We start from the raw sequence: 23,029 nt of genomic DNA, 5'->3' as shown, positions 1-23,029 counted from the left end.
TATTTTAAAACGAAAAGAGCTTTTTAGCTATATGTATTTATTAATACTATTTATAGCTAATTCCATTTTTAAACAACTCATTCAATACCCCAGCTAAACGGATCCCACCCATTTCTATTCTTTTATTTGCAATAGCGATATGAGATTGGTAATAAGCCTCGTCTAATTTATTATTCTTTTCAACTTCCTGATAAAGCTTAGAGCTGATTTTGTAACTTTCGAATAACCAGTCAACTGGGGTGGCTCTTTGCCATTTCCTTATTTTAGATTTGCCTATATCATCTTTTGCCACGAGCTGAGTAATGCTAAGTCCCTGGTGATCCAACAGACGACTATCCCAAAGGGAGTGAAGGTTAGTTCCTTTTCCATCAAACTGAACCTGGATGGTATTTCCACCCTTATCTTCTGCACGACTTACATGCATGGGCTGATGGGCATCTCCCACTAAATGCACAATAAATTTTAAAGCAATCATCTTCTGATCTTTAGTTGCATTTGGATCTTTGATTATCGATTCATTTAATGCCAACGCTGTTAACAGGTTTTTATTTTTTAAGCTTTCGATGGAGTCTTTGAATCTTCGACGGTTTAAGCCCAAAGGTAGATTAACAAAATGCCATCCGGCTGTATTCTTGTATTCAGGCTGATTGCGAACCTCGTCAGCCCAGGATGCAACATCTGCTAACGTTTCTTTGCCAAGCAACTCTTTAACGGCTTGTTTAGCCTCATCAGTCAGATGTTTTTCTGCGATAGAGGCAACAGTTTTGTGTCCGAAAAATCCCCAGGAGCCAAAAAGGAAGGCCATACATATGAGTGCGCATGTTACAATTATTCTTTTCATGCCACGAAGATATTAATCTGTGCCGACTGGTTTTTCTTGACTTAGAAATATTACAATTATTCTCAAATAAAAATAGGCTTTGGGTTTTATCCAAAGCCTATTTTTATTTAAATGTAATAATCTTAATTATAAATAAAAGTTCCCTTTTCGCTTTTGATGGTAACTTGTTTCTGCTCACTTTTCTCTACACGACCGATTATCTGTGCATCTATATTGAAGCTTTTAGATATTTCAATAATGCTTTCAGCAATTTCCTGTGGTACGTAAAGCTCCATGCGGTGGCCCATATTAAAAACCTTATACATTTCTTTCCAGTCTGTACTTGATTGTTCCTGGATTAATGAAAACAAAGGAGGAACAGGAAAAAGATTATCTTTAATGACATGGATATCATCATTAACAAAATGTAATACCTTGGTTTGTGCACCACCACTGCAATGTACAATACCATTGATTTCTTGGCGATGTTTAGCTAATATTTTTTTAATTACTGGTGCATAAGTACGGGTTGGGGATAGTACCAGCTTTCCAATAGTTGTTTTGCCAAAACCTTCAATTTCGATTTCATCTGTTAATTTCTTTTGACCAGAGAAGACCAAATCAAACGGTACTGCTGAGTCAAAGCTTTCTGGATAATTATTGGCAACTGATTTATCAAAAACATCATGACGTGCAGAGGTGAGTCCGTTGGAACCCATTCCGCCATTGTATTCTGTTTCATATGTAGCTTGTCCGTAGGAAGCTAAGGCCACAATAACATCACCAGATTTAATATTGTCATTACTGATAACATCATCGCGTTTCATCCGGCAGGTCACTGTAGAATCTACAATAATAGTTCTTACCAGGTCACCAACATCAGCAGTTTCACCGCCTGTTGAATAGATGGAAATTCCTTGTTCGCGGAGATCAGTGAGAATTTCTTCTGTTCCATTGATTACTGCAGCAATTACTTCACCAGGAATTAAATTTTTGTTACGTCCTATTGTTGAGGAGAGCAGGATATTATCGGTAGCACCAACGCAAATTAAATCATCAATGTTCATGATAATGGCATCTTGAGCAATACCTTTCCAAACTGAAATATCACCTGTCTCTTTCCAGTAAACATAGGCAAGTGATGATTTTGTACCAGCGCCATCAGCATGCATGATATTACAAAATAACTCATCACCACCTAAAATATCCGGAATAATTTTGCAGAATGCTTTTGGGAAAATTCCTTTATCAATATTTTTGATGGCATTATGCACATCTTCTTTTGAGGCAGAAACGCCACGCTGATTGTACCTGTTATCACTCATGTTGCGGCAAAGATAAGCTTTTGAAGGGAAACACTAAAGTTAAAAGGAGAATGGTTTAATCATTCTTTCTTGTGTTCTACCACTTTAGAAATTTAAGTTTACTTGATGTTTCGGGAGATAAATATGTAATGTTTTACCATATAAGGAATGTAAGAACATTTAAGTTTTAATCTATTGCTAAAAGGAGAATGGTTTAATCATTCTTTTTTGTGTGCATACCACCTGAGAAATTTAAGTTCATTTGTAGTGATAGATATGTAATGTTTTCTCATATAAGAGATGAAAGAAATTTTACACTTTGATCTTATAATCCTCAAATCTTTAAAATCCTGATCAAAAAAAAGGGCGTAAAGTTTTAACCTTACGCCCTATACCTTTAACCTTACGATTTAGATTTATTTCATGAATAACAATTCTCTGAACTTTGGTAGAGGCCAAACGCTGTCATCAACAATTTGCTCCAATTTATCTGCATGATAACGGATTAAATCGAAGTAAGATTTAACTTTCTCGTCGTAAGCAATTGCTTTTTCACGCGTATCTTCAATTTTGTTGGTTACTTTACGTTCTTCTAACATCGCATCGATATTTGTTTTTACGATATCTAAATGCTCGGATAATTTCTTTACAATTTCAAGAGAAGATTTGCTTTCGATGCCTAAATCTTTCAATCCTTTTACGTTTTCAATTAATGAGTTTTGGTAGGCAATTGCAGCAGGAATAATAGCAGTATTTGCCACTTCGCCCATTACACGTGCCTCAATCTGTAATTTTTTGTAGAAATTCTCTAACATGATTTCATGACGGGCATGAATCTCACGAACACTGTAAATTCCTGTTGTAGCAAATAATTCGGCAGATTTTTCTGTTAAATAAGCATCAAGGGCTTTTGGTGTAGTTTTGATGTTAGATAAACCGCGTGTTGCAGCTTCATCTTCCCACTCCTGGCTATAACCATTTCCTTCGAAACGGATTGATTTAGATTCTTTGATGTATTTTTTAATCACTGTTAATAAAGCGATATCTTTTTTATCACCTTTCTTAATCAGTTTATCTACTTCAACTTTGAATTTTGTTAACTGCTCAGCCATGATTGCATTTAAAATCGTCATCGGTGCTGAAGAGTTAGCCGAAGAACCTACTGCTCTTAACTCAAATTTATTTCCTGTAAAGGCAAAAGGAGAGGTACGGTTACGGTCGGTGTTATCCAATAATATTTGTGGAATTTTAGGGATACCTAACCAAAGTGCATTATCTTCTTTGATTTTTTTGCTGATGCGTGAGTGCTCAATCTCATCTAATACATCGTTCAATTGAGAACCTAAGAAGATGGAAATAATTGCTGGTGGCGCTTCGTTAGCACCTAAACGGTGATCGTTACTTACTGATGCAATACTTGCACGTAATAAATCTGCATGTTCACTAACTGCTTTGATTGTATTTACAAAGAAGGCAAGGAACATTAAGTTATTTTTAGGCGTTTTACCTGGTGCCAATAAGTTTTTACCAGTATCTGTAATTAACGACCAGTTATTGTGTTTACCTGAACCGTTGATTCCTGCATATGGTTTTTCGTGTAATAAAACACGGAAATGGTGGCGGCGGGCAACTTTTTCCATCAAATCCATTAACAATTGATTGTGGTCAATCGCTAAGTTGATTTCTTCATAAATAGGTGCACATTCGAATTGAGATGGTGCTACTTCATTGTGACGGGTTTTTAATGGAATACCTAATTTTAAGGCTTCATTTTCGAAATCAACCATGTAGGTGAAAACGCGTTCAGGAATTGATCCGAAATAGTGATCTTCTAACTGCTGACCTTTGGCAGACATGTGTCCGAATAAGGCACGACCTGTTAATAATAAATCTGGACGGGCGTTAAATAACGACTCATCCACTAAGAAATATTCTTGTTCGATACCTAAAGATGCATTCACTTTAGTGATGCTTTTATCGAAGTATTGGCAAACATCAACTGCTGCTTTATCAAGTGCTGCTAATGCTTTTAATAACGGTGCTTTATAATCTAGTGCTTCACCAGTGTAGGATACAAAAACAGTTGGAATACAAAGTGTTTTACCGGCTTTGCTTTCCATAATGAAGGCTGGAGAGGAAGGATCCCACGCAGTATAACCACGCGCTTCGAAAGTATTACGGATACCGCCGTTAGGGAAACTTGATGCATCTGGCTCTTGCTGAACCAATGCGCTACCTGCGAATTTTTCGATAGCACCGTCGCCGCTTGGCTCAAAAAATGAATCATGCTTTTCTGCTGTTGTACCTGTTAATGGTTGAAACCAGTGCGTGTAATGTGTTGCACCTGCACTCATTGCCCAAGCTTTCATAGCCGTAGCAATCTGGTTAGCATCATCAGAATTAATGAGTTCACCTTGGTTGATAGATGAGATCAGTTTTTCATACACGTCCTTAGATAAGAAATCTCTCATTTTTTTCTTATCAAATACATTAGCGCCAAAAAAATCAGAAATTTTTGAAGATGGTGATTTAACTTCTGGTGAAATTCTGTTTTGAGCCTCTTTTAATGCGATGGTTCTTAAGCTTTTCATTAATTTGTTATGTTTTTTGTCAAAAATAGGATATTTAATTAATTTTTATAAAACAATCGTAAGAAATATATCAATTTTATTGAAAATGAAATAAAAAAATGTTTTAGAGATCAAAAATTTCATTTTTGGTAAAGAATGGAGATTTTTTAACTGTTTTATGGAATCGATGATTTTGTTACATCATGCTTAAAACTTAAAAGCTATGTTCAATTCTTCAATCAATGTGTACAAAACCGAGTGGCTCGATCTTGTATTTGCTAACCGCAACAAAAACTATGGCGCCTATGAATTAAGGTCTAAATCTTCTAAAATTATGACCAGATCGCTATTTATAGTCAGTGGATTATTTCTTTTAGCTGGCTTTGCTCCACTGGTTTATAGTAAAATGTTTCCGACAGTTATCGAAAAGACAATTCCTCCTACAGTAGTGGATTTGACTAATGTGATTCATACGATGGAAAAAAAAGTTGAACCGGAGAAAAAGGTTGAGCCTGCAAAAGCTGAACCTGTTAAAGTGAAAACAGTGAACATGACATCGAATATTGTGGTGGTTGATAGACCGGAAATCAAAGATCCGCCTACTATAGACGAAATTAAGAATGCTGTTGTTAGCAATGTTACTCAAGATGGAGATATTAAGCCAAATTTAGTACTTAATAAAGCTGTGGTTACGGGCAATGGTGATGGTTTGACTAAAGAAGATACATCTGGCGGCGACTCAAATGCTATTGTTGGTACAGACGGCGTGGATGAATATCCTGAATTTACAGGTGGTATGAAAGCTTTTGCTAAATACATGGAACGTAATCTGCGTTATCCTTCACAAGCACAAGATGATGGGGTTCAAGGTAAGGTATTTATCAGTTTCGTGGTTGAAAAGGATGGTTCAATAACCGATGTTAAAGTATTAAAGGGGATTGGTTATGGATGCGATGAGGAAGCTATGAAGGTGATTAAAAAATCTCCACTCTGGAAACCTGGGAAAAACAAGGGAATTCCGGTAAGGGTTAGGTACAATATGCCGATTAATTTTAATTTGATGTAGAGGTGGTTAGGTGAGGAGTTGGTTAGATGTTTAGGGGTTTAGTTAGTAAGGCGGCTAGAAACTATCAGTTATTGAAGGTTCGTCATTTCGACTGCAGTGGAGAAATCTTGAACTTCGCTTTTGGCAAATGAATAATCAGAAGAAATCCATTTGAAAAGATCTCTCCATTTCGCACTGCCTGAAGGAGGCAAGTGCTACAGTCGAGATGACGACAATTGGTTTTTAGGAGAAAGGTGGAGAGTTGGTTAGGGGTTTAGTTATTATGGTGGCTAGAAACTATCAATTACTTAGGGTTCGTCATTTCGACCGCAGTGGAAAAATCTTTGAACTTTGCTTTTTGCAAATGAATAATGAGAAGAAACGCATTTGAAAAGATCTCTCCATTTCGCACTGCCTGAAAAAGGCAGGTGCTACAGTCGAGATGACGACTTTGGCGTATATCCCGTCTTCCTGAACTTGATTCAGGATCTTAAATTGAGGAGTTTTTTATAAAAGATGCTGAAATAAATTCAGTATGACGGATTTACGAAGTAATGTTCAAAAATAAATTATAATTGTAAGGTTGGATGAAAAGTGAAAAGGCTTGAGTGTTTGCTCAAGCCTTTTTCATGTAATTTCAATCTATTAAAGTTTAGGAACCATTAACCTTCAACTTTTTCTTCAATCCATTTTCTGGCGTTTACAAAAGCTTCCATCCATGGTGATACTTCATCTTTTCTGCCAGCAGGATAGTTTGCCCAATGCCACTGGAATAATGAACGTTCAATGTGTGGCATCATGACTAAATGACGGCCAGTTTCATCACACATCATCGCAGTGTTGTAATCAGAACCATTCGGACTTGCAGGATAACCTTCGTATGCATATTTGGCTACGATTTTATATTGATCTTCCGCATAAGGTAATGAGAATCTTCCTTCTCCATGTGATACCCAAACGCCTAAAGTACTACCTGCTAAGGTAGAAAGCATCACTGAATGATTTTCTTGTAAGGTTAATGAAGTGAAAATACTTTCGTGCTTACCGCTTTTGTTGTGCAGCATTTTTGGTTTCTCATCGTGGCTTTTGTTAATCAGGCCAAGCTCTATAAATAATTGACAGCCATTACAAATACCAACGGATAAAGTATCAGGGCGGGCAAAGAATTTTTCTAAAGCTACCCTGGCTTTTTCATTATATAAAAATGCGCCAGCCCAACCTTTGGCTGATCCTAAAACATCAGAGTTAGAGAAACCTCCAACAGCACCAATAAACTGGATGTCTTCCAGTGTTTCGCGGCCTGTGATTAAATCCGTCATGTGAACATCTTTCACATCAAAACCTGCTAAGTACATCGCGTTAGCAAGTTCACGCTCAGAGTTACTTCCTTTTTCACGGATAATCGCTGCTTTCGGACGGGGTTTCGTAGCATCAATTACAGGTTTCTTTCCATCAAACTGAGATGGGAAATTATATTTTAAGGCCTGATTTTTATAATTGTCGTAACGTTTTTTCGCTAAACCATTACCCGTTTGCTTGGCGTCTAGTAGGTATGAAGTTTTAAACCATACATCACGTAAGTGGTTGATTTCAAAGTTGAAACTATTTGTTTCATTCTTAACCTCAAGAGTAGCTGATGATGTCACTCTTCCAATTTTATGGAAATTAACACCTGCACTGGTTAGTGTATTTTCTACTGAGGCATATGCCTGGAAAACCAAAGCGATATTTTCAGCAAATAATAATTTAATAATGTCTTGTTCACCTAAAGAGGAAAGATCAATTGAAGCGCCTAAATCGCGATCGGCGAAACACATTTCCAATAACGTAGTAATTAAACCACCGCTACCAATATCGTGTCCGGCCTGAATTTTATCTTCTTTAATTAATTGCTGAATAGTGTTGAATGCTTTCGAGAATTGACCTGCATCTTTAATGTCTGGTGTCTCTGTTCCAATCTTACTTAGGATCTGCGCAAAAGAAGATCCTCCTAATTTATAAGTGTCATTAGAAAGGTTGATGTAATAAATGGATCCTCCATCTTTTTGAAGTACGGGTTCTACCACCTGTGTAATGTCATTACAATTCGCACCAGCAGAAATAATCACTGTTCCTGGTGCAATTACATCACCGTCTTTATATTTCTGTTTCATCGAAAGCGAATCTTTTCCTGTCGGGATGTTGATTCCTAAATCGATGGCAAAATCAGAACAAGCCTTTACTGCTTCATATAAACGGGCATCTTCTCCTTCATTTTTACAGGCCCACATCCAGTTTGCTGAAAGTGAAACACTTTTCAAGCCTTCTTTTAAAGGTGCCCAAACTATATTAGATAAGGATTCTGCAATCGCATTTCTGCTTCCTGCAGCCGGGTCAATCAGTGCGGAAATCGGGGCATGGCCAACTGAGGTTGCAATCCCTTCTTTACCTTGAAAATCTAAAGCCATCACCCCACAGTTGTTCAGTGGCAACTGCAATGGGCCAGTAGTTTGTTGTTTCGCTACGCGGCCACCTACACAACGGTCAACTTTATTGGTTAACCAATCTTTTGATGCAACAGCTTCTAACTGTAAAACCTGCTCTAAATAAGTATGAAGTTCTTTTTGATCGTAAGCAAGTGCTTCGTATTGGCGATTAATGGTTTGGTCATCCATCACGATTTTTGGCGAACTGCCGAACATGTCTTTCAGTTCCAGGTCCATTGGCTTAATGCCTGTCGTTTCAGATTTGAAAGTAAAACGATGATCACCGGTTACTTTACCTACCGTATACATAGGGGAGCGTTCGCGATCAGCAATTTTCTGTAAAGTTTCAATGTGTTCGTTACCAATTACTAATCCCATTCTTTCCTGAGATTCGTTTCCGATAATTTCTTTAGCTGATAGGGTAGGATCGCCAACAGGTAATTTATCTAAGTTGATTAATCCACCTGTTTCTTCTACCAGTTCTGATAAACAGTTTAAGTGTCCACCTGCACCATGATCGTGAATAGAGATGATTGAATTGTGTTCACTTTCTACCATGCCACGAACTGCATTGGCAGCACGCTTTTGCATTTCGGGATTAGATCTTTGAATGGCATTTAGTTCAATGCCTGATCCGTGTTGACCGGTATCAGCAGATGAAACTGCTGCACCACCCATTCCGATTCTATAGTTTTCACCGCCCAGAATAACGATGTTATCGCCTTCTTGTGGTTTTAATTTTTGTGCCTGACTGGCTTTTCCGTAGCCAATACCACCTGCAAGCATGATTACTTTATCGAAACCTAATTTGCGGGAATCTTCTTCATGTTCAAAAGTTAACACTGACCCCGTGATGAGTGGCTGGCCGAATTTATTTCCAAAATCTGTTGCGCCGTTTGATGCTTTGATCAGAATATCCATTGGGGTTTGGTATAGCCATGCTCTTTCTTCCACACCTTTTTCCCATGGGCGGTTTTCTTCCAACCTGGAAAGTGCTGTCATGTAAACCGCGGTTCCTGCTAAAGGTAAAGAACCTTGTCCGCCAGCTAAACGATCTCTGATTTCGCCACCCGAACCCGTTGCTGCACCATTAAAAGGTTCAACAGTAGTTGGGAAGTTATGGGTTTCTGCTTTTAAGGAGATGACTGAGTCGAAATCGCTGGTAGCGTAATAATCTGGAATATCGGCTCTTTTTGGTGCGAATTGTTGTACCGTTGGGCCTTTAATAAAAGCAACATTATCTTTATAGGCGGAAACAATATCATTTGGATTTGCTTCTGATGTTTTCCTGATTAATTTAAACAGTGAGGATGGTTGTTCCACTCCATCGATTACAAATTTTCCGTTGAATATTTTATGACGGCAATGTTCAGAATTTACTTGCGAGAAACCAAAAACTTCTGAATCTGTTAAAGGTCTTCCCAAATTGGTGGCTAAAGTATTCAGGTATTCTACTTCTTCATCACTTAATGATAAGCCTTCTTGTTTGTTGTAGGCTGCAATATCAGTGATTTCTAAAATGGGCTCCGGCTTAATATCAATGGTGTAAATGCCTTGATCAAGCTTGTCGTATTTTTGAGCGAGCATAGGGTCGTAATCAGAGAAATCTTCAGCTACTGCTTTAAATTCTTCGATTCTGATGATGCCTTGCATGTCCATGTTCTGGGTAATCTCTACCGCATTTGTGCTCCATGGCGTAATCATGGCTGCCCTTGGTCCGACGAAAAAGCCTTTTAGAGCTGTTTCTGCTGATATTTTGGCACCGCCAAATAACCATTCAAGTTTAGTAATATCATTGGTAGTAAGCGTTTTGTCTGTTTGTAATACAAAAACCGCCTGCGATTGACTAAGGAAGAAATGAATCATGCTTTTTTTTTGAAAGTGCAAATTTAGGTTTTTTAGATTTAATGCGTGAATGATTGCATAATAGAATGGGAGAATGTGGAAATAATGACGAGATTGTGGAGAGTTAATCATAGAAGGAAAGAGTGAATGGATGATTAAATGATGGTCGGATTGTGATAGAGATTAATAGGGAAGGGAAAGTTGATAAGGAGAATAGTAAAAAGGTAACCAAGCTCCAAGCCTTTGGTTTGTTGGTTCACTAACCAAAACGCTTTATCTTCCCACCTTGCTGTCATTCAGAGCGCAGAGAAGAATCCCTGCGTTTTAGTCTACTGACTTCATTTCATACAAAGCCAACTATATTGGATAGCTAGTTGTGAAGAATGCTTTTTTCTTTCGCCCTTTCCCTCCCGGGGAAAGGTGTCGACAGGCGCTTTTTCTCCTTCGGATAGGGGCTTGGTAACTTTTCTCCACTTTACTAGCCTAGTTGAAGAATTCTTTTGTCTTCATAATTTTTCTGCAACTTTGTCCTTCAAATTTATTCATTAAAAATCCACTCATTATATATGTTCAACCGGATTCATCACATTGCCATTATCTGTTCTGATTATGAAAGATCAAAAAATTTCTATGTCAATAAGCTGGGCTTTACCATATTGGCTGAGGTTTATCGTGAAGAACGTAAATCGTACAAATTGGATTTAGCTGTGAATGGGTTGTATCAGATTGAACTATTTTCCTTCGAAAATTCACCCGCCAGGCCATCTAGGCCTGAAGCCCAAGGTTTAAGGCATCTTGCTTTTGAGGTAGATGATATTGAACAGGAAATTGACAGGTTAAGTGATGCAGGAATTATCACAGAACCCATTCGTGTTGATGAGTTTACGGGTAAAAGATTTACTTTTTTTAATGATCCGGATGGTTTGCCTCTGGAATTGTATGAGGGGTTAGAGGTTTAGGAGGTTAGTTGGGCAGGCGGTAAGTTGGTTAGGTGTTTGAGGTGTTGAATTGGTTGTTATGAGTATTTTTAAATTTAAGCAGTTTGAAGTTGACCAAACGGGTTGCGCCATGAAGATTAATACCGATGGGGTGTTGATTGCTGCAATGGCCAATCATGAAGGGCCTCAACATATCCTGGATATTGGAACGGGGACGGGTGTGATCGCGCTCATGCTTGCGCAGCGTTTCCCTGAAGCTGAAGTTGAGGCGGTAGAAATTGATCTGCAAGCTGCGCAAACTGCGGGAAGGAATTTTCAGTTATCCGTTTTTAATAGTCGGTTGAAAGTTCATCATCTGGGGATTCAGGAATTTCATAGCATTCCAAAATTTGATTTGATTGTATCTAATCCGCCTTTTTTTGTAAATGACCTCAGAAACGATGAAGAAAGAAAAGGCATCGCCCGGCATGCTGATCAATCATTTTTCGAGATGCTTATTCGTAAGGCAAACGATTTATTGGCACAGAATGGTAAACTCTGGATAATTCTACCAGTGAAACAAGCTGATGAGGTAGTTAAAATTGCTGCTACCTATTCACTTCATCTTGTTGAAAAAGTTAATCTTCATTCTGATCTTCAAAAACCGACTTTCAGGCAAATTATTTGTTTGGCAAAAAATCAAGCGTTGTGTGTGGAAAGTGATTTCTATATTTATGAATCGCTGAAAATGCATAGTTCATCATATAAATACTTATTAAAAGATTTTTTTCTGGCATTTTAGTTGGTTTAAATTGGTGATCAAATGATGCATTAATAACCTGCCGTTTTCCGTGCAGATGATGATGTAAAATTGCATCAATTTTTTTGGTGTGCAAACACGATCACTGTAAATTGGCTTCAAAAATTTGGTGTATGGCCAGCACAATTAAATTCACAATATGAGAAAAATAGGATTAATTTCTGATACGCATGGTTACCTGGATGATGCGGTTTTTAAGCACTTTGATCAGGTTGATGAAATTTGGCATGCCGGAGATTTTGGACCTGATGTAGCTGCTCCATTAGCTGCATTTAAACCTTTGCGAGGCGTATTTGGAAATATTGATGATGCTGCAATTCGTTCTGAGTTCCCGGAGAAAAATCGATTTAGCTGCGAACTGGTTGATGTTTGGATGACACATATTGGTGGTTACCCGGGTAAATATTCTGCTTATGTTAAACCAGAAATTTACACTAACCCGCCGAAATTATTTATCACCGGACACTCTCATATTTTAAAAGTGATGTTCGATGAAAAAATAAAATGTCTGCATATAAACCCTGGTGCGGCGGGAAAACAGGGCTGGCACAAAGTGAGAACACTGATTAGATTTTGCATTTCTGAAGAAAATATTCATACCTTAGAAGTTATAGAGTTATCAGGTAGATAATGTAAAATATACACTAAGTATGGGTTTTGGGGTAGTCACATTAGGGCAATTTATTATTGAAAAACAAGCAGATTTTCCCTATGCAAAAGGAGAACTTTCGAGGTTGTTGCGGGATATTGCAATTGCTGCAAAAATTGTAAACAGGGAAATCAACAAAGCTGGTTTGGTTGATATGATTGGCCATGTAGGTACGATCAATATACAAGGTGAGAAACAAAAAAAACTTGATGTATACGCCGATCAACAATTTATAGCGGCCCTAACCAGTGGTGGCGAATGTTGTATCATTGCCACTGAAGAGGAGGAAGAGATTATTCATATTGATTCGCCTGTTTCGCAGAATGCTAAATATATAGTTTGTATTGATCCAATGGATGGTTCTTCCAATACGGATGTTAATGTTGCAGTGGGTACGGTTTTTTCAATTTACCGGCGTAAATCTTTAGAAGGAAAGGCCAGTATTAAAGATGTGTTGCAGAAGGGTACGGAACAGGTGGCGGCAGGATATATCATTTATGGCTCTTCTACCATGTTGGTTTACACCACTGGAAAGGGTGTGAATGGTTTTACGCTCGATCCTTCCATTGGTGAATTCTGTCTTTCTCACCCGGAAATGAAAATCCCGGAAACGGGTGCTACTTATTCCATCAATGAAGGAAACTACGTTCATTTTCCTGAGGGTGTTAAGCAATATATTAAGTATTGCCAGGTGGAAGATGAGGCTTCTAACAGACCTTATACTTCACGTTACATCGGCTCTATGGTTGGAGATATTCATAGAAGTTTGATCAATGGCGGAATATATATCTACCCTACTACAGCCCGCTCACCTGAAGGCAAGCTGAGATTGCTTTATGAATGTAATCCTATGGCCTTTATTATTGAGCAGGCTGGGGGCAAAGCAAGTACCGGTTTTGAACGGATTTTGGAAATTCAGCCTACAGAGGTTCATCAACGCGTTCCTATTTTTATCGGTTCTATCCGGATGGTGGAAAAGGCAGAAGAAATGATGTTAAATGGTATTTCCAGATCTGATCGGGTGGAAGCTAAATTGGAAGGAATGGGTGTAATAGGCGGTATAGACTAACATCAAGGTTTTAATCATTTCCCATTATTTTCAAAAAATAGACGAACTAAAGTTGTGGCTGTCTGATTGAATAAATCCATCGGCAGCCACAAAATCATTACCTGGGTAAATTTCACTTAAACGAGCTTTCTATTTACTTAAAGCATTTTTTTTCGCTCTGCCTCAAAAAATGTGTCTATTGCCAGGTTTTGTTTGTCTTGTGAAGCAAATACCGCTAGTCTGTCGCAGCGCTCATTTTCAGGGTGATCATTGTGGCCTTTAATCCAAATGAATTTCACCTTATGCAGTTTGTATAATTCGAGGAAGCGGATCCAGAGGTCCTTGTTTTTTTTATCCTTAAAGTTTTTAGTTACCCAACCGAAAAGCCATTTCTTTTCTACTGCATCTACTACATATTTTGAATCGGAGTAAACCGTTACTTCCTGATTTAAACTTTTCAGTGCTTCCAGACCTTTAATTACGGCCAATAATTCCATGCGGTTATTGGTGGTCATTCTGAACCCGCCACTTAATTCTTTATAGTGTTGTCCTGCTCTTAAAATAGTTCCCCAGCCACCTGGTCCGGGGTTTCCACTGGCTGCTCCGTCTGTATAAATCTCAATCATAAACAGGGTAAAGTTATGTTTTTAGGTTTAAAACTGGTTGTTTTATGTGGATGTGAAAAATTATTTTCATTTCAAATAATTGAATTTTAAGCAATTAAAAGTTAGTTATTAATTCTTTGATAAAAATATTTGCAGAGATTAGTAAAAATCGTACTTTTGTGACACTAAAAAATACGGTGGTTGTAGCTCAGTTGGTTAGAGTATTGGTTTGTGGTGCCGAGGGTCGTGGGTTCGAGCCCCATCAGCCACCCAGAATTTTGAAAGGTCTTGACATACGTTGAGACCTTTTTTTTTGACAGTTTGCTCTTAAAATACATTATTCGGTTATTTCATCAATTGATTGTGTTCGACATCGGACTCCAATTTATTTCAATCTTCTAAAAAATAAACGACTTATTCAGGATTCATTAATTTATGGGCCGAACACTCAAGCCTGAATTGGAAATATGATCGCTGGAATTCAGAAATCAAACTGATGATTATGATTTTAAAATCCATCTCCTTTCAAATTGCTGCATCATTTTTTAAAGATCTGATTGAGCAAGATTTAAGTCTTATTCATTTTTTGTTCGTATTTGTTTAGCCTTTGGCCAAAGGATAGTATTGCACAGGATTCTAGCAGCATCTTCATTTGTTGCCAAAATATAAAGTAGCACATCAAACAATATGCTATCATATACGAAGCAAAGGCTAAGTATAGGTGGATCAAAGGTGGGTTAAAGGTGGGGTTAATGTGGAATGGAGGCGGGGTAAAGAAATCTATTTTTTTTGGATAAGCAGGAAAAATGCTATATTTAATTGATCATTCCCTTGCTTACGCTAATATACTCAATTATTATGGCAACATTAAATGGAATGATCAGTTTTCCTGGTAAACTGGGCGACCTTGTTTTTTACAATCGGGGAAAAACAAAAGTTGTGCGACAGCAAGTGACGTCTTATCAGCTTTCTAAGAACAGCAAGAAAAGCGGTCGAGATTTTGGAGCGGCCAGTCGCACGGCAGCTTATATCAGAGCGGCCTTTTCGCCCCTCGTTAAATGATATGCGGATGGGGATCTGGTCAATCGCCTTAATAAAAAGGTGATGGAGATTTTTAAAGCATCCACAAAGCGCACGCTGGAAATAAAAAGCTCATTGATGGGAACCTTGGCCTGCTTCGGAGCTTTGAGTTCAATGTTGTTGCGCCTTTAAGTAAGCTATTGTTCCAACCACTGGGCACTAAAATTCAGTCTGATGGGATACTCGAACTGGAATTTTCTAAAACTAAGCTTGAGCAGTTTGTCCGGGTTATACCTAAGGCCAGTTGTGCGGTATTACAGGTTATGGTTTTTAATTTCGAACTGGATGGAGAACATTGTGAATTGATTAAAGTTAATGATATGGAAATTCCGCTAAATCTTACAGATTTCCCAAGGGCAAAATTAATGCTAAAAACAACGCAAAAAGGTGCCAGAGCACTGATCATTGCTTTGGGTATTTCTTACTTGAGCGAGGGAATACCAAATGACGACAAACGCTATTATGGCTGCCAGATTTCTCATGCCTGGCATTTGCAGGATGGGGTGGAGGTTGAGTTTGTAACGTTAGTGGAGGAAAAAATAGAAGTAGTTGAAAAGGTAGGTGGCATCAGTTGGGAAATGGGCTGAACAGGTTGCGTTAATTGTAGCGACTCTGAAAATATTGAGGGACTATATTTATGGGGATAGATTAATTACTTTTTGGAAATGGCAATGGGAAAGAATACATAAAGATACAGATGATATGAAATCAATAGATAAATATAAAAAAAATGAAGCTAAAAAATAAAACATCGATAATATCTCAGATATTAATACTAACCATTTTAGCAATAAATTGCCATTCAAATAGTCAAAATATGCAGGAAAATAATAAATCGGTTGATAAGTTTAATACCTCAGAACTGTATCCAAATAAAAAACAAGCATATGTAAAAAATGGAGATGTTGTGTTACTTTATGCTCCAACAAACCGACATATAGTTTATATGGAAACTAATCTGAAATCATACACTTTTGATGTAAGAGATCCTTTATTATTTAATACAAATGATTTAATAATGATTAGTAATACCAAATATTTTTTACCAAAAAAATATTCAACTTTTTATAAATATTCAATCAATCAAAGTGGAACAGCAGGAGGAGACTTTTTTACATTCATAGAATTTAATGATTTGGGGTTAATGAGAAGTATTGAAAAAAATCTTCCAAACGGAAAAAGTAAATATTCGTATGAATATAATAAATATGGTCAACTCCTGAAAATTATTGAAGATAAGATCATTGATAAAACATTGATGGAGAATAAGTATGATGAAAAAGCAAGACTTGTTGAGCAGGAAAAAAATTATTCTGAATTAAAATCAAAAAGAACTTATACCTACAATGATAAAGACCAAATTGTAAAAGAAAGTGTATGGCAAAAAGAAATAGCTCCAAATGGCAATATCATCCGAGATGAAAGATATATATTAAATTACGAATATGATTCCAAAAATCAATTAGTTAAAAGACAATCTGAAGATGGGAAAAAAAGTTTTCAATATAATTACAATGAGAAAAGCTTACTAGTAAAAGAATTAATTTATGAGACAATTTATAAAAAAGAGGAAGAAACTGCAAAAACAACAGTAATTAATGATTTTAAAGAAAATTTGCTTGAGTATGATGAAGAAAATAAATTAGTCAAAGAAATTAAGAAAGAAGCTCATTTCAATAATTCTACCAAACTTGTAAATCAGCAATGGCAGGATTTGAATGAAAAAGAACAAACTGAATATGCGTGGGAAGAATATAAAAAAAATAAAAATTTCTTTACTTCAATAACTAACTTTTCATATCAATATTCAGGAAAGAATCTTACCAAGTCAACAAAAAAGGTTATAAATCATTTCAGTAACGGAAATAAATATGTTGAAGAGGAACAAATTTACTTGCAAGAAAAAATTAATTATGCTTATAATAATTTAGGACAAATAGTAAAAAAAGAAATTATCAGCAATAATTCAGATGAATCTGAAACTTATTCCTATTAGTACAGTAAGAAAACCAATTAATCAAGATATTCCAATTCTTTTTTGGAGTTAAAAAAAACATTTCTTTAAAATTCTGAAAATCCCTGAAGTTGGCGATCAGGTGATGTTGGGCTTTGTGCACAACCATCCGGACAGGCCATTCGTCATGGGCGGCATGTTCCACGGTGGCGTTGGTCTTGGTGGCGGCGCGGACAACCGCATCCTTGGACAATTGGAAAGGTATGCAAATAACACATTCTATTAGGAAGTCTTATTTGCAACCCGAAGATAATTTTGAGCAACTAACTCCCAACCCTGGAGTAAACATTGTTCTCTGTAAAGGAATCGACTTTTCGAAATTCAAGCTTTTTTAGAGTCTTTGCTTTAGCGAGCATAACTTCACATTCAATGTTCGAAGAATTTAAGCTTTCTGAGGAACAAGAAGAGGAATTGAGGCTCTCAGTATTGAAACATAGCCCTCTTAGTGAAGCGTCATTTCCCTGTGTAATGATGACATGTGTAAATGTAGAGTTAGAGACGGACTTTGTTGGTATTGACCCGGGTAATAACGGAATGGTTAAATTTTATATAAATGAATTTACCTATACTTTTTATTGGGGTGCCGACAAAGTAAATGATGAAACAATTTCAATGGCACTTCGTAGTGACGACACAATGGTTGTGGTTAAGCTATCAGAAAAGGACTGGCAAAATATACGGACTTCAATAGTAAAGGCATTTAAAGCGGCATATTTATAAAGCCTTCTTGATACGATAATTTTGCAATAAAATTTGCGATGACTGCTGAAACTGATGCTTAATTTTTTACTGATACCAATTGATTATTTCTATTGTTGCTACTATTCAAACCAACTTATATATTTAGAATATTGCCTTTTAGATAGGCTTACCTGTAGTACCATAGGAACTGATTTTTCGGTAAATCCAGGTGCTGGTGTAGCATGGATTTTTTTGATGTTCATTTCTTGTTTTGTCAGGTAATCTATCGCCATTTTCAAAGCTTAGGTTAATCAGAAATGGTTATCTCCACTTACGCATTGCTGGTTGGAACATTCAGAAACTTGTTCAGGCCGAAATCTGGTATTCTTGGTTTTGCCGATGTTTAGCTCCCCAATTGCTTAATTGTAACCAGATAGGGATTAGCTCCTTGGACATGGTACTAAGCTCATAATCAACTCTTGGAGGAACTTCTGCATAAACTGTCCGTTTCACCAACCCATCTTTTTCAAGTTCCCGAAGTTGGAGGGTCAGCATGCGTTCACTGATATTGGGGATCAATTTTTTGATTTCTCCAAACCTTAGCTTGCCGTGCTCAAGCTTACATAGAATAAGCAGTTTCCATCGGCCGCCCATTTTACAAACCGCATAAGTGAGGTCACAGCCTTCGGTAATGCATTTTTCATTGACCATGTTGGTTGAACTTTCTTTCCTTTTTCCCATTACTTACAAATTTGTTAGCACCGAACAATTGACTGTGTTGCGAGCAAAAGTAACAAGTGCCCTATACATTTGCACTTCAATTTTAAATTTTTACGAAATACATATATATGCAGTTATCATCGCAGGTGCAGCAAGCACTGACCTACATCGGTTCCATAGAAGTAAACGACAACATAAATCTCTGGGAAAAAGGAAGAGCGTTTTATGAAAAGTTTATTCCCTTGGCAGGAGAAAAAGAAGCTGTTTTTAAGGTTGAGGATATCATAATTCAGGGAGAAGCTGACCAGATCAGGCTTAGGGTTTACCGTCCTTCCGGACAGGATAATCTACCTGTAATTGTTTATTTTCATGGAGGGTGGTTTAATTCCGGAGATCTGGAGACACCCCACTGCGCAGGCTGTCAAATCTGTCCTTGGCCGTTATTATTGCTGTTGATTACAGGCTGGCTCCCGAGCATCCCTTTCCTGCCGGTTTAAACGATGGAATCATTGCACTGGAGTGGTTGTTTGAAAATGCGGCAGCGATCAATGTTAACCCTAACAAAGTCTCACTCGCCGGAGATAGTGCAGGCGGGGCTTTGGTTGCTACATTGACTGGTAAGTTTGCAACAAAGATCAATTGCCAGTTATTGATCTATCCGGTAACGGACTGCTCACTTGAAACAGGTTCCTGGGAAATGTTCAAAGATGGACCACTGCTTGATGCAAAAAGCGGGGCTCAGGCATGGCGGTGGTATTTGTCAAATGCGGATGATTGTTTCAATCCTGATGCCGTCCCTTTGTTGCAGACTAGTTTTCGCGGATTGCCTCCGACTTTTATTGCTACTGCCGAATATGATCCGCTAAGGGATGAAGGTATTATGTACGGGGAGAAGCTAAAGCAAAATGGTGTAAGTATTACTGAATTAACTTATGATGGCATGATACATGGGTTTTTTCAAATGGGTGGAGTGATCGATCAGAGCGCTGCCTTAATGGATGATATGGTTAGGTTTTACACTCAACACAGCGTATAGAGATGAAAAAGTATGCTTACATCGGTTGCCTTGGTTTTATTGGGGTAATCACCACTGAATTCGGTGTGATTGGTATTTTACCACAAATCGCTGATTACTACAAAATAAGTATTGATATTGCTGGGTATCTTTTAAGTGCGTTTGCATTAATTATTGCCTTGACCGGACCTTTCATGACCTTACTGGCATCTGGTTTCGATCGTAAAAAAATCATGCTGACAGCTATTTCTATTTTTGTGCTAACTGGATTGGTGTCATCGTTTTCTCCACCTTTTTGGCTATTGATGCTGGTGAGAATCTTGCCTGCATTTCTCCAGCCAGTTTATATCGCAACGGCATTGTCGGTAGCAGTTTCAGGCGCAGATAAAAAAAATGAAAACGGCCTCATGAGTATTGTTTTTAGTGGTGTTGCTATTGCGATGGTTACTACGGTTCCCTTTGCTACCTACCTGGCAAGCCTGTGGTCATGGGAATATTCTTTTTTTGTACAGACTATAGTAAGTGTTATCGCCTTCGCAGGAATTTATTTCATACTGCCAGACATGCCTGTAAAAGAAAAGAAGTCTTTTGGTAGCCAGGTGAGGATACTTGGTAAACCGACATTTATCGTTAGTATCGCAATGAATTTGTTCATGATCATAGCTTGGTTTTCAACGTACAGCTATTTTGCCGAATACCTGAACAAGTCGAAGGGGATGGATGATAAGCGGGTGAGCCTGATGCTGCTGATATTTGGAATTATGGGGGTTTTGTCTACCTGGATTTCAGGTAAAATGCTGAATAGAAACATCACCGGAACTACTGCCTTTTTTCTTTCAGGAACTATACTGGTTCCTATATTATTGCATTTCTCGGGAGGAAATACTACTGCGACTTTGATTGTGGTCGCAATCTGGGGCTTCCTGTATTCTCCAAGTTTTCTGAATGCATCTACATACATGATTTCCGCTGCCCCTAATTCGCTGGAATTTGCGAATAGTTTGGCCACTTCGTTTGGTAATTTTGGAGTGACCATAGGAACAACTCTTGGAGGGTGGATGATTGTATCTAAAGGGGTTGTTTACAATCCCTGGATTGGCCTTGTATTTGGTGCTCTGGCTTTTATGATGATTGCCTTAAGGAGTTATTTGGAAAAAGGAAGAGTTTTGCGTTCCAAAACTATATAAAAGTTTTCTACGCTCTAATAACTCGCCAGTAAAATTAAATTCGTGCCTTGTTAGGTAATTAATTGTAGTTGCTGGATTCTTCTCACATAGTTAGAGATCATGACTTTGAAATTTTCGTGAAACCGCCTTTCCAATCAATTCATCAACAAATTGGTTCGAATTGCTCACCATTATTGACCGAATTTAAAGGTTCATTTCGAAAGATTTGAACCTTTTTTATTTATAGAGTTGTCTGGCTGTTGATAACACCAACCAGAGGTTAAAAAAGATGGTTTATTTTCCGGTTTTTACTCTTTAAATGCTGTATCACAAGCATCCCTCTATCTCTTATTTAATTCTCTAACAATCAATCACTTTTATCGGGGGTAATTATAAAGCGTTATGTTATTTCTTCATCGCATAGTTAATTTTGCTGTAGTGCAAAAGCTTACTATTGCTCAATATTTGCCTATGGTTAGAAACATTGATCTATTTTTTTTGTTCTAGGGCTAAAATATAACTGAATGAAAAAAATATACTTTCTAACGTGCTTCATGCTTTTTTTAACTTTAAAACTCTGGGCTCAGGAGAAGAAAAGCATATCCTATAATCTATTTCGCCCGGTGCCAAAAGCTGAACTCAGGGAGATGGAAACCGAAAGACCTGATGTTACGGAATCTCCCATCACCTTGGATGCCGGCCATTTTCAGTATGAAAGTGATCTTTTTAGGCTCGAAAGAGAACCGGGAGAAAATGCTCAGACCAATACTTATCTTTTTAATCAGGCTAACCTGAAATTGGGACTTACCCGTTCAACAGCTATTCAGCTTGTTGTTCAAAGCTTCGTATACCAAAGGGAAAAGTCAGTAGAAGATGGAACGATAGAACGTTCTCATGGATTTGGAGACCTTACCCTGCGCATTAAGCAGAATTTCTTAGGAAATGATAAGGGGAATTTTGCTATAGCAGTAATACCTTATATTAAATTTCCGACTTCGCATGTGGAAGAAGAGAACCGCTACGAAGGTGGGCTGATCATACCCATGTCTCTGAAACTTCCCAGCGAATGGAATGTGGGCATGCAGATGGAGGTGGACAGGTTGCAGGATACTGAAGGTGCAGGATTGCATACGGAAATTCTTCAGTCTTTTACAATCGGACATAGCCTTATGGATCACGTTACCGGAATTGCAGAGACTTATTATAGATATGATCTCTCGCATCACCATTGGGGTAATTTTTTAAATGCCGCCTTGCAGGTCGAACTTGCAAAGGACGTTAAGCTGGATGGTGGATTAAACTATGGGCTCCAGCATGATGCCATGAAGAGTTATTTTCTTGGCCTGTCTTTCAGGCTTTAGATCAGCAACACAAAAAGTAGGCTCTTTGTGTAAGCTTTTAAATTCTATCAATTTCATCACGAATTGATAATTTCTGTTGGTTAGGATATAGTATCCTCACGCCTGATGATGAAAAATAGGGGAATCACTTCCCAACTCTATTAACTTTGAATTCGATTATTATTGATTTTAACACCCCGATCTGCGACCACCCCTCTGAAAGACTATCATGTGGACACGATTAATTTGTAAAGATTTTTTTGTCCGCTCTTTGCCGCGGAAACATGGTAATTTTTCACAGTTAATATTGTTTTTAGCGGTGTTCAAGAATGCTGCGCATTTTGGAACACCAATTACCCAAAGCGCTTTGTCAATCCAGCTAGGGGCCTTTTACAAACCTTACACACACCAGAAAACAGCGACAATTGTTTTGTGTTCAGTATTTTTTTAAACTTCGAACCTACATTTATGAACGCAAAACCACTGTGTTTAAGGTTTGTTAGCGTTATCTATATTAGATATTAATTTTATTCTTTTACTGATCACCTGCCTAAGGTGTTGTTCGTTATCATCACCCCATTTGCCTAAGGCACCAATAACCGGGATCAAGGTTTTGCCAAATTCGGTCAGGCTGTACTCAACTTTTGGTGGCAGTACAGGATAAATTACTTTGGTAATCAGTTCGTGCGCTTCCAGTTCATTTAACTGCACATTCAGAATCCTTCTTGAAGCTTCCGGAATTTTTCGCTGTAATTCGCTAGGGCGCTTAAATCCTTCGTTAATAAACCATAACAGACGGATTTTCCATTTACCGTAAAGTACCTCGCCAACCAGATCTAGTCCGCAGTTGAGGCTCATTGGTATTTTCCTTTCGTACATAGTACAAATGTAAGGCTATGGAACAAAATGGCAAATAGGGGATAAA

20 protein-coding genes and 1 tRNA gene are annotated in these 23,029 nt (G+C 37.8%); 14 read left to right on the top strand and 7 right to left on the bottom strand.

Annotated features, from left to right (window positions below; all coding sequences use genetic code 11):
* Window positions 1-46: 46 nt before the first annotated feature.
* From EV200_RS18065 to EV200_RS18055, 3 genes are all read right to left on the bottom strand, one after another.
* Window positions 47-841 carry a S1/P1 nuclease gene (locus EV200_RS18065; protein WP_132535164.1) on the bottom strand — a complete coding sequence of 265 codons (795 nt, stop codon included), beginning with the start codon at window positions 839-841 and terminating at the stop codon, window positions 47-49.
* 122 nt (window positions 842-963) lie between these two features.
* A complete protein-coding gene (locus EV200_RS18060; protein WP_132535162.1) occupies window positions 964-2,145 on the bottom strand; it encodes an AIR synthase related protein in 1,182 nt (393 codons plus the stop codon).
* A gap of 395 nt (window positions 2,146-2,540) precedes the next feature.
* Window positions 2,541-4,715, bottom strand: a complete 2,175-nt coding sequence (locus EV200_RS18055; protein ID WP_132535160.1) for a glutamine synthetase III family protein — start codon at window positions 4,713-4,715, stop codon at window positions 2,541-2,543.
* 202 nt (window positions 4,716-4,917) lie between these two features.
* On the opposite strand from EV200_RS18055, the gene EV200_RS18050 reads away from it, so the two are divergent.
* Complete coding sequence (locus EV200_RS18050) at window positions 4,918-5,760, top strand: energy transducer TonB (RefSeq protein ID WP_132535158.1); 843 nt, start codon at window positions 4,918-4,920, stop codon at window positions 5,758-5,760.
* A 641-nt stretch (window positions 5,761-6,401) separates the two neighbouring features.
* Here the strand turns inward: EV200_RS18050 and purL are convergent.
* On the bottom strand, window positions 6,402-10,070 hold the full coding sequence (gene purL, locus EV200_RS18045; RefSeq protein ID WP_132535156.1) for a phosphoribosylformylglycinamidine synthase: 3,669 nt from the start codon (window positions 10,068-10,070) through the stop codon (window positions 6,402-6,404).
* A 545-nt stretch (window positions 10,071-10,615) separates the two neighbouring features.
* On the opposite strand from purL, the gene gloA2 reads away from it, so the two are divergent.
* From gloA2 to fbp, 4 genes are all read left to right on the top strand, one after another.
* On the top strand, window positions 10,616-11,008 hold the full coding sequence (gene gloA2, locus EV200_RS18040) for an SMU1112c/YaeR family gloxylase I-like metalloprotein (RefSeq protein WP_132535154.1): 393 nt from the start codon (window positions 10,616-10,618) through the stop codon (window positions 11,006-11,008).
* Between the two features lie 58 nt (window positions 11,009-11,066).
* A complete protein-coding gene (locus EV200_RS18035; protein WP_132535152.1) occupies window positions 11,067-11,768 on the top strand; it encodes a tRNA1(Val) (adenine(37)-N6)-methyltransferase in 702 nt (233 codons plus the stop codon).
* A 157-nt stretch (window positions 11,769-11,925) separates the two neighbouring features.
* Window positions 11,926-12,417 (top strand): metallophosphoesterase family protein, encoded by a 492-nt coding sequence (locus EV200_RS18030; RefSeq protein WP_132535150.1) that lies wholly within the window; start codon window positions 11,926-11,928, stop codon window positions 12,415-12,417.
* A gap of 19 nt (window positions 12,418-12,436) precedes the next feature.
* On the top strand, window positions 12,437-13,504 hold the full coding sequence (gene fbp, locus EV200_RS18025; RefSeq protein WP_132535148.1) for a class 1 fructose-bisphosphatase: 1,068 nt from the start codon (window positions 12,437-12,439) through the stop codon (window positions 13,502-13,504).
* Window positions 13,505-13,641: 137 nt separating this feature from the next.
* Here fbp and rnhA read toward each other — a convergent pair whose 3' ends face one another.
* Window positions 13,642-14,109: a ribonuclease HI gene (gene rnhA, locus EV200_RS18020; RefSeq protein WP_029284927.1), complete on the bottom strand. Its 468-nt coding sequence runs from the start codon at window positions 14,107-14,109 to the stop codon at window positions 13,642-13,644.
* A 176-nt stretch (window positions 14,110-14,285) separates the two neighbouring features.
* Here rnhA and EV200_RS18015 point away from each other — a divergent pair.
* The 5 genes from EV200_RS18015 (at window position 14,286) to EV200_RS18000 (ending at window position 17,902) form a co-directional block, all read left to right on the top strand.
* A tRNA-His gene (locus EV200_RS18015) sits at window positions 14,286-14,359 on the top strand.
* A gap of 949 nt (window positions 14,360-15,308) precedes the next feature.
* The gene (locus EV200_RS18010; RefSeq protein WP_132535146.1) at window positions 15,309-15,755 is read left to right on the top strand and encodes a hypothetical protein; all 447 of its coding nucleotides are present in this window, start codon (window positions 15,309-15,311) and stop codon (window positions 15,753-15,755) included.
* Between the two features lie 143 nt (window positions 15,756-15,898).
* Window positions 15,899-17,164: an RHS repeat domain-containing protein gene (locus tag EV200_RS18005; protein WP_132535144.1), complete on the top strand. Its 1,266-nt coding sequence runs from the start codon at window positions 15,899-15,901 to the stop codon at window positions 17,162-17,164.
* A 70-nt stretch (window positions 17,165-17,234) separates the two neighbouring features.
* Window positions 17,235-17,408 carry a phage baseplate assembly protein V gene (locus EV200_RS22245; RefSeq protein WP_373287835.1) on the top strand — a complete coding sequence of 58 codons (174 nt, stop codon included), beginning with the start codon at window positions 17,235-17,237 and terminating at the stop codon, window positions 17,406-17,408.
* A gap of 143 nt (window positions 17,409-17,551) precedes the next feature.
* Window positions 17,552-17,902: a hypothetical protein gene (locus EV200_RS18000; RefSeq protein WP_132535142.1), complete on the top strand. Its 351-nt coding sequence runs from the start codon at window positions 17,552-17,554 to the stop codon at window positions 17,900-17,902.
* Between the two features lie 327 nt (window positions 17,903-18,229).
* Here the strand turns inward: EV200_RS18000 and EV200_RS17995 are convergent, their stop codons facing one another.
* On the bottom strand, window positions 18,230-18,604 hold the full coding sequence (locus EV200_RS17995; RefSeq protein WP_132535140.1) for a winged helix-turn-helix transcriptional regulator: 375 nt from the start codon (window positions 18,602-18,604) through the stop codon (window positions 18,230-18,232).
* A gap of 107 nt (window positions 18,605-18,711) precedes the next feature.
* Here EV200_RS17995 and EV200_RS17990 point away from each other — a divergent pair, with 107 nt between their 5' ends.
* From EV200_RS17990 to EV200_RS17975, 4 genes are all read left to right on the top strand, one after another.
* A complete protein-coding gene (locus EV200_RS17990) occupies window positions 18,712-19,080 on the top strand; it encodes a hypothetical protein (protein ID WP_132535138.1) in 369 nt (122 codons plus the stop codon).
* Entirely contained in the window at window positions 19,017-19,619 is a 603-nt protein-coding gene (locus tag EV200_RS17985) for an alpha/beta hydrolase (protein ID WP_165877967.1), read from the top strand. The genes EV200_RS17990 and EV200_RS17985 overlap by 64 nt, the downstream gene beginning before the upstream one ends.
* A 2-nt stretch (window positions 19,620-19,621) precedes the next feature.
* Entirely contained in the window at window positions 19,622-20,785 is a 1,164-nt protein-coding gene (locus tag EV200_RS17980) for an MFS transporter (RefSeq protein ID WP_132535134.1), read from the top strand.
* A gap of 503 nt (window positions 20,786-21,288) precedes the next feature.
* Window positions 21,289-22,125 carry a transporter gene (locus tag EV200_RS17975; protein ID WP_132535132.1) on the top strand — a complete coding sequence of 279 codons (837 nt, stop codon included), beginning with the start codon at window positions 21,289-21,291 and terminating at the stop codon, window positions 22,123-22,125.
* A 468-nt stretch (window positions 22,126-22,593) separates the two neighbouring features.
* On the opposite strand, the gene EV200_RS17970 is transcribed toward EV200_RS17975, so the two are convergent.
* A complete protein-coding gene (locus EV200_RS17970; protein WP_132535130.1) occupies window positions 22,594-22,983 on the bottom strand; it encodes a winged helix-turn-helix transcriptional regulator in 390 nt (129 codons plus the stop codon).
* Window positions 22,984-23,029: the final 46 nt, after the last annotated feature.

It is taken from the genome of Pedobacter psychrotolerans, assembly GCF_004340665.1.
Taxonomy (GTDB): domain Bacteria; phylum Bacteroidota; class Bacteroidia; order Sphingobacteriales; family Sphingobacteriaceae; genus Pedobacter; species Pedobacter psychrotolerans.
This window is presented reverse-complemented; position numbering and strand designations above follow the sequence as displayed.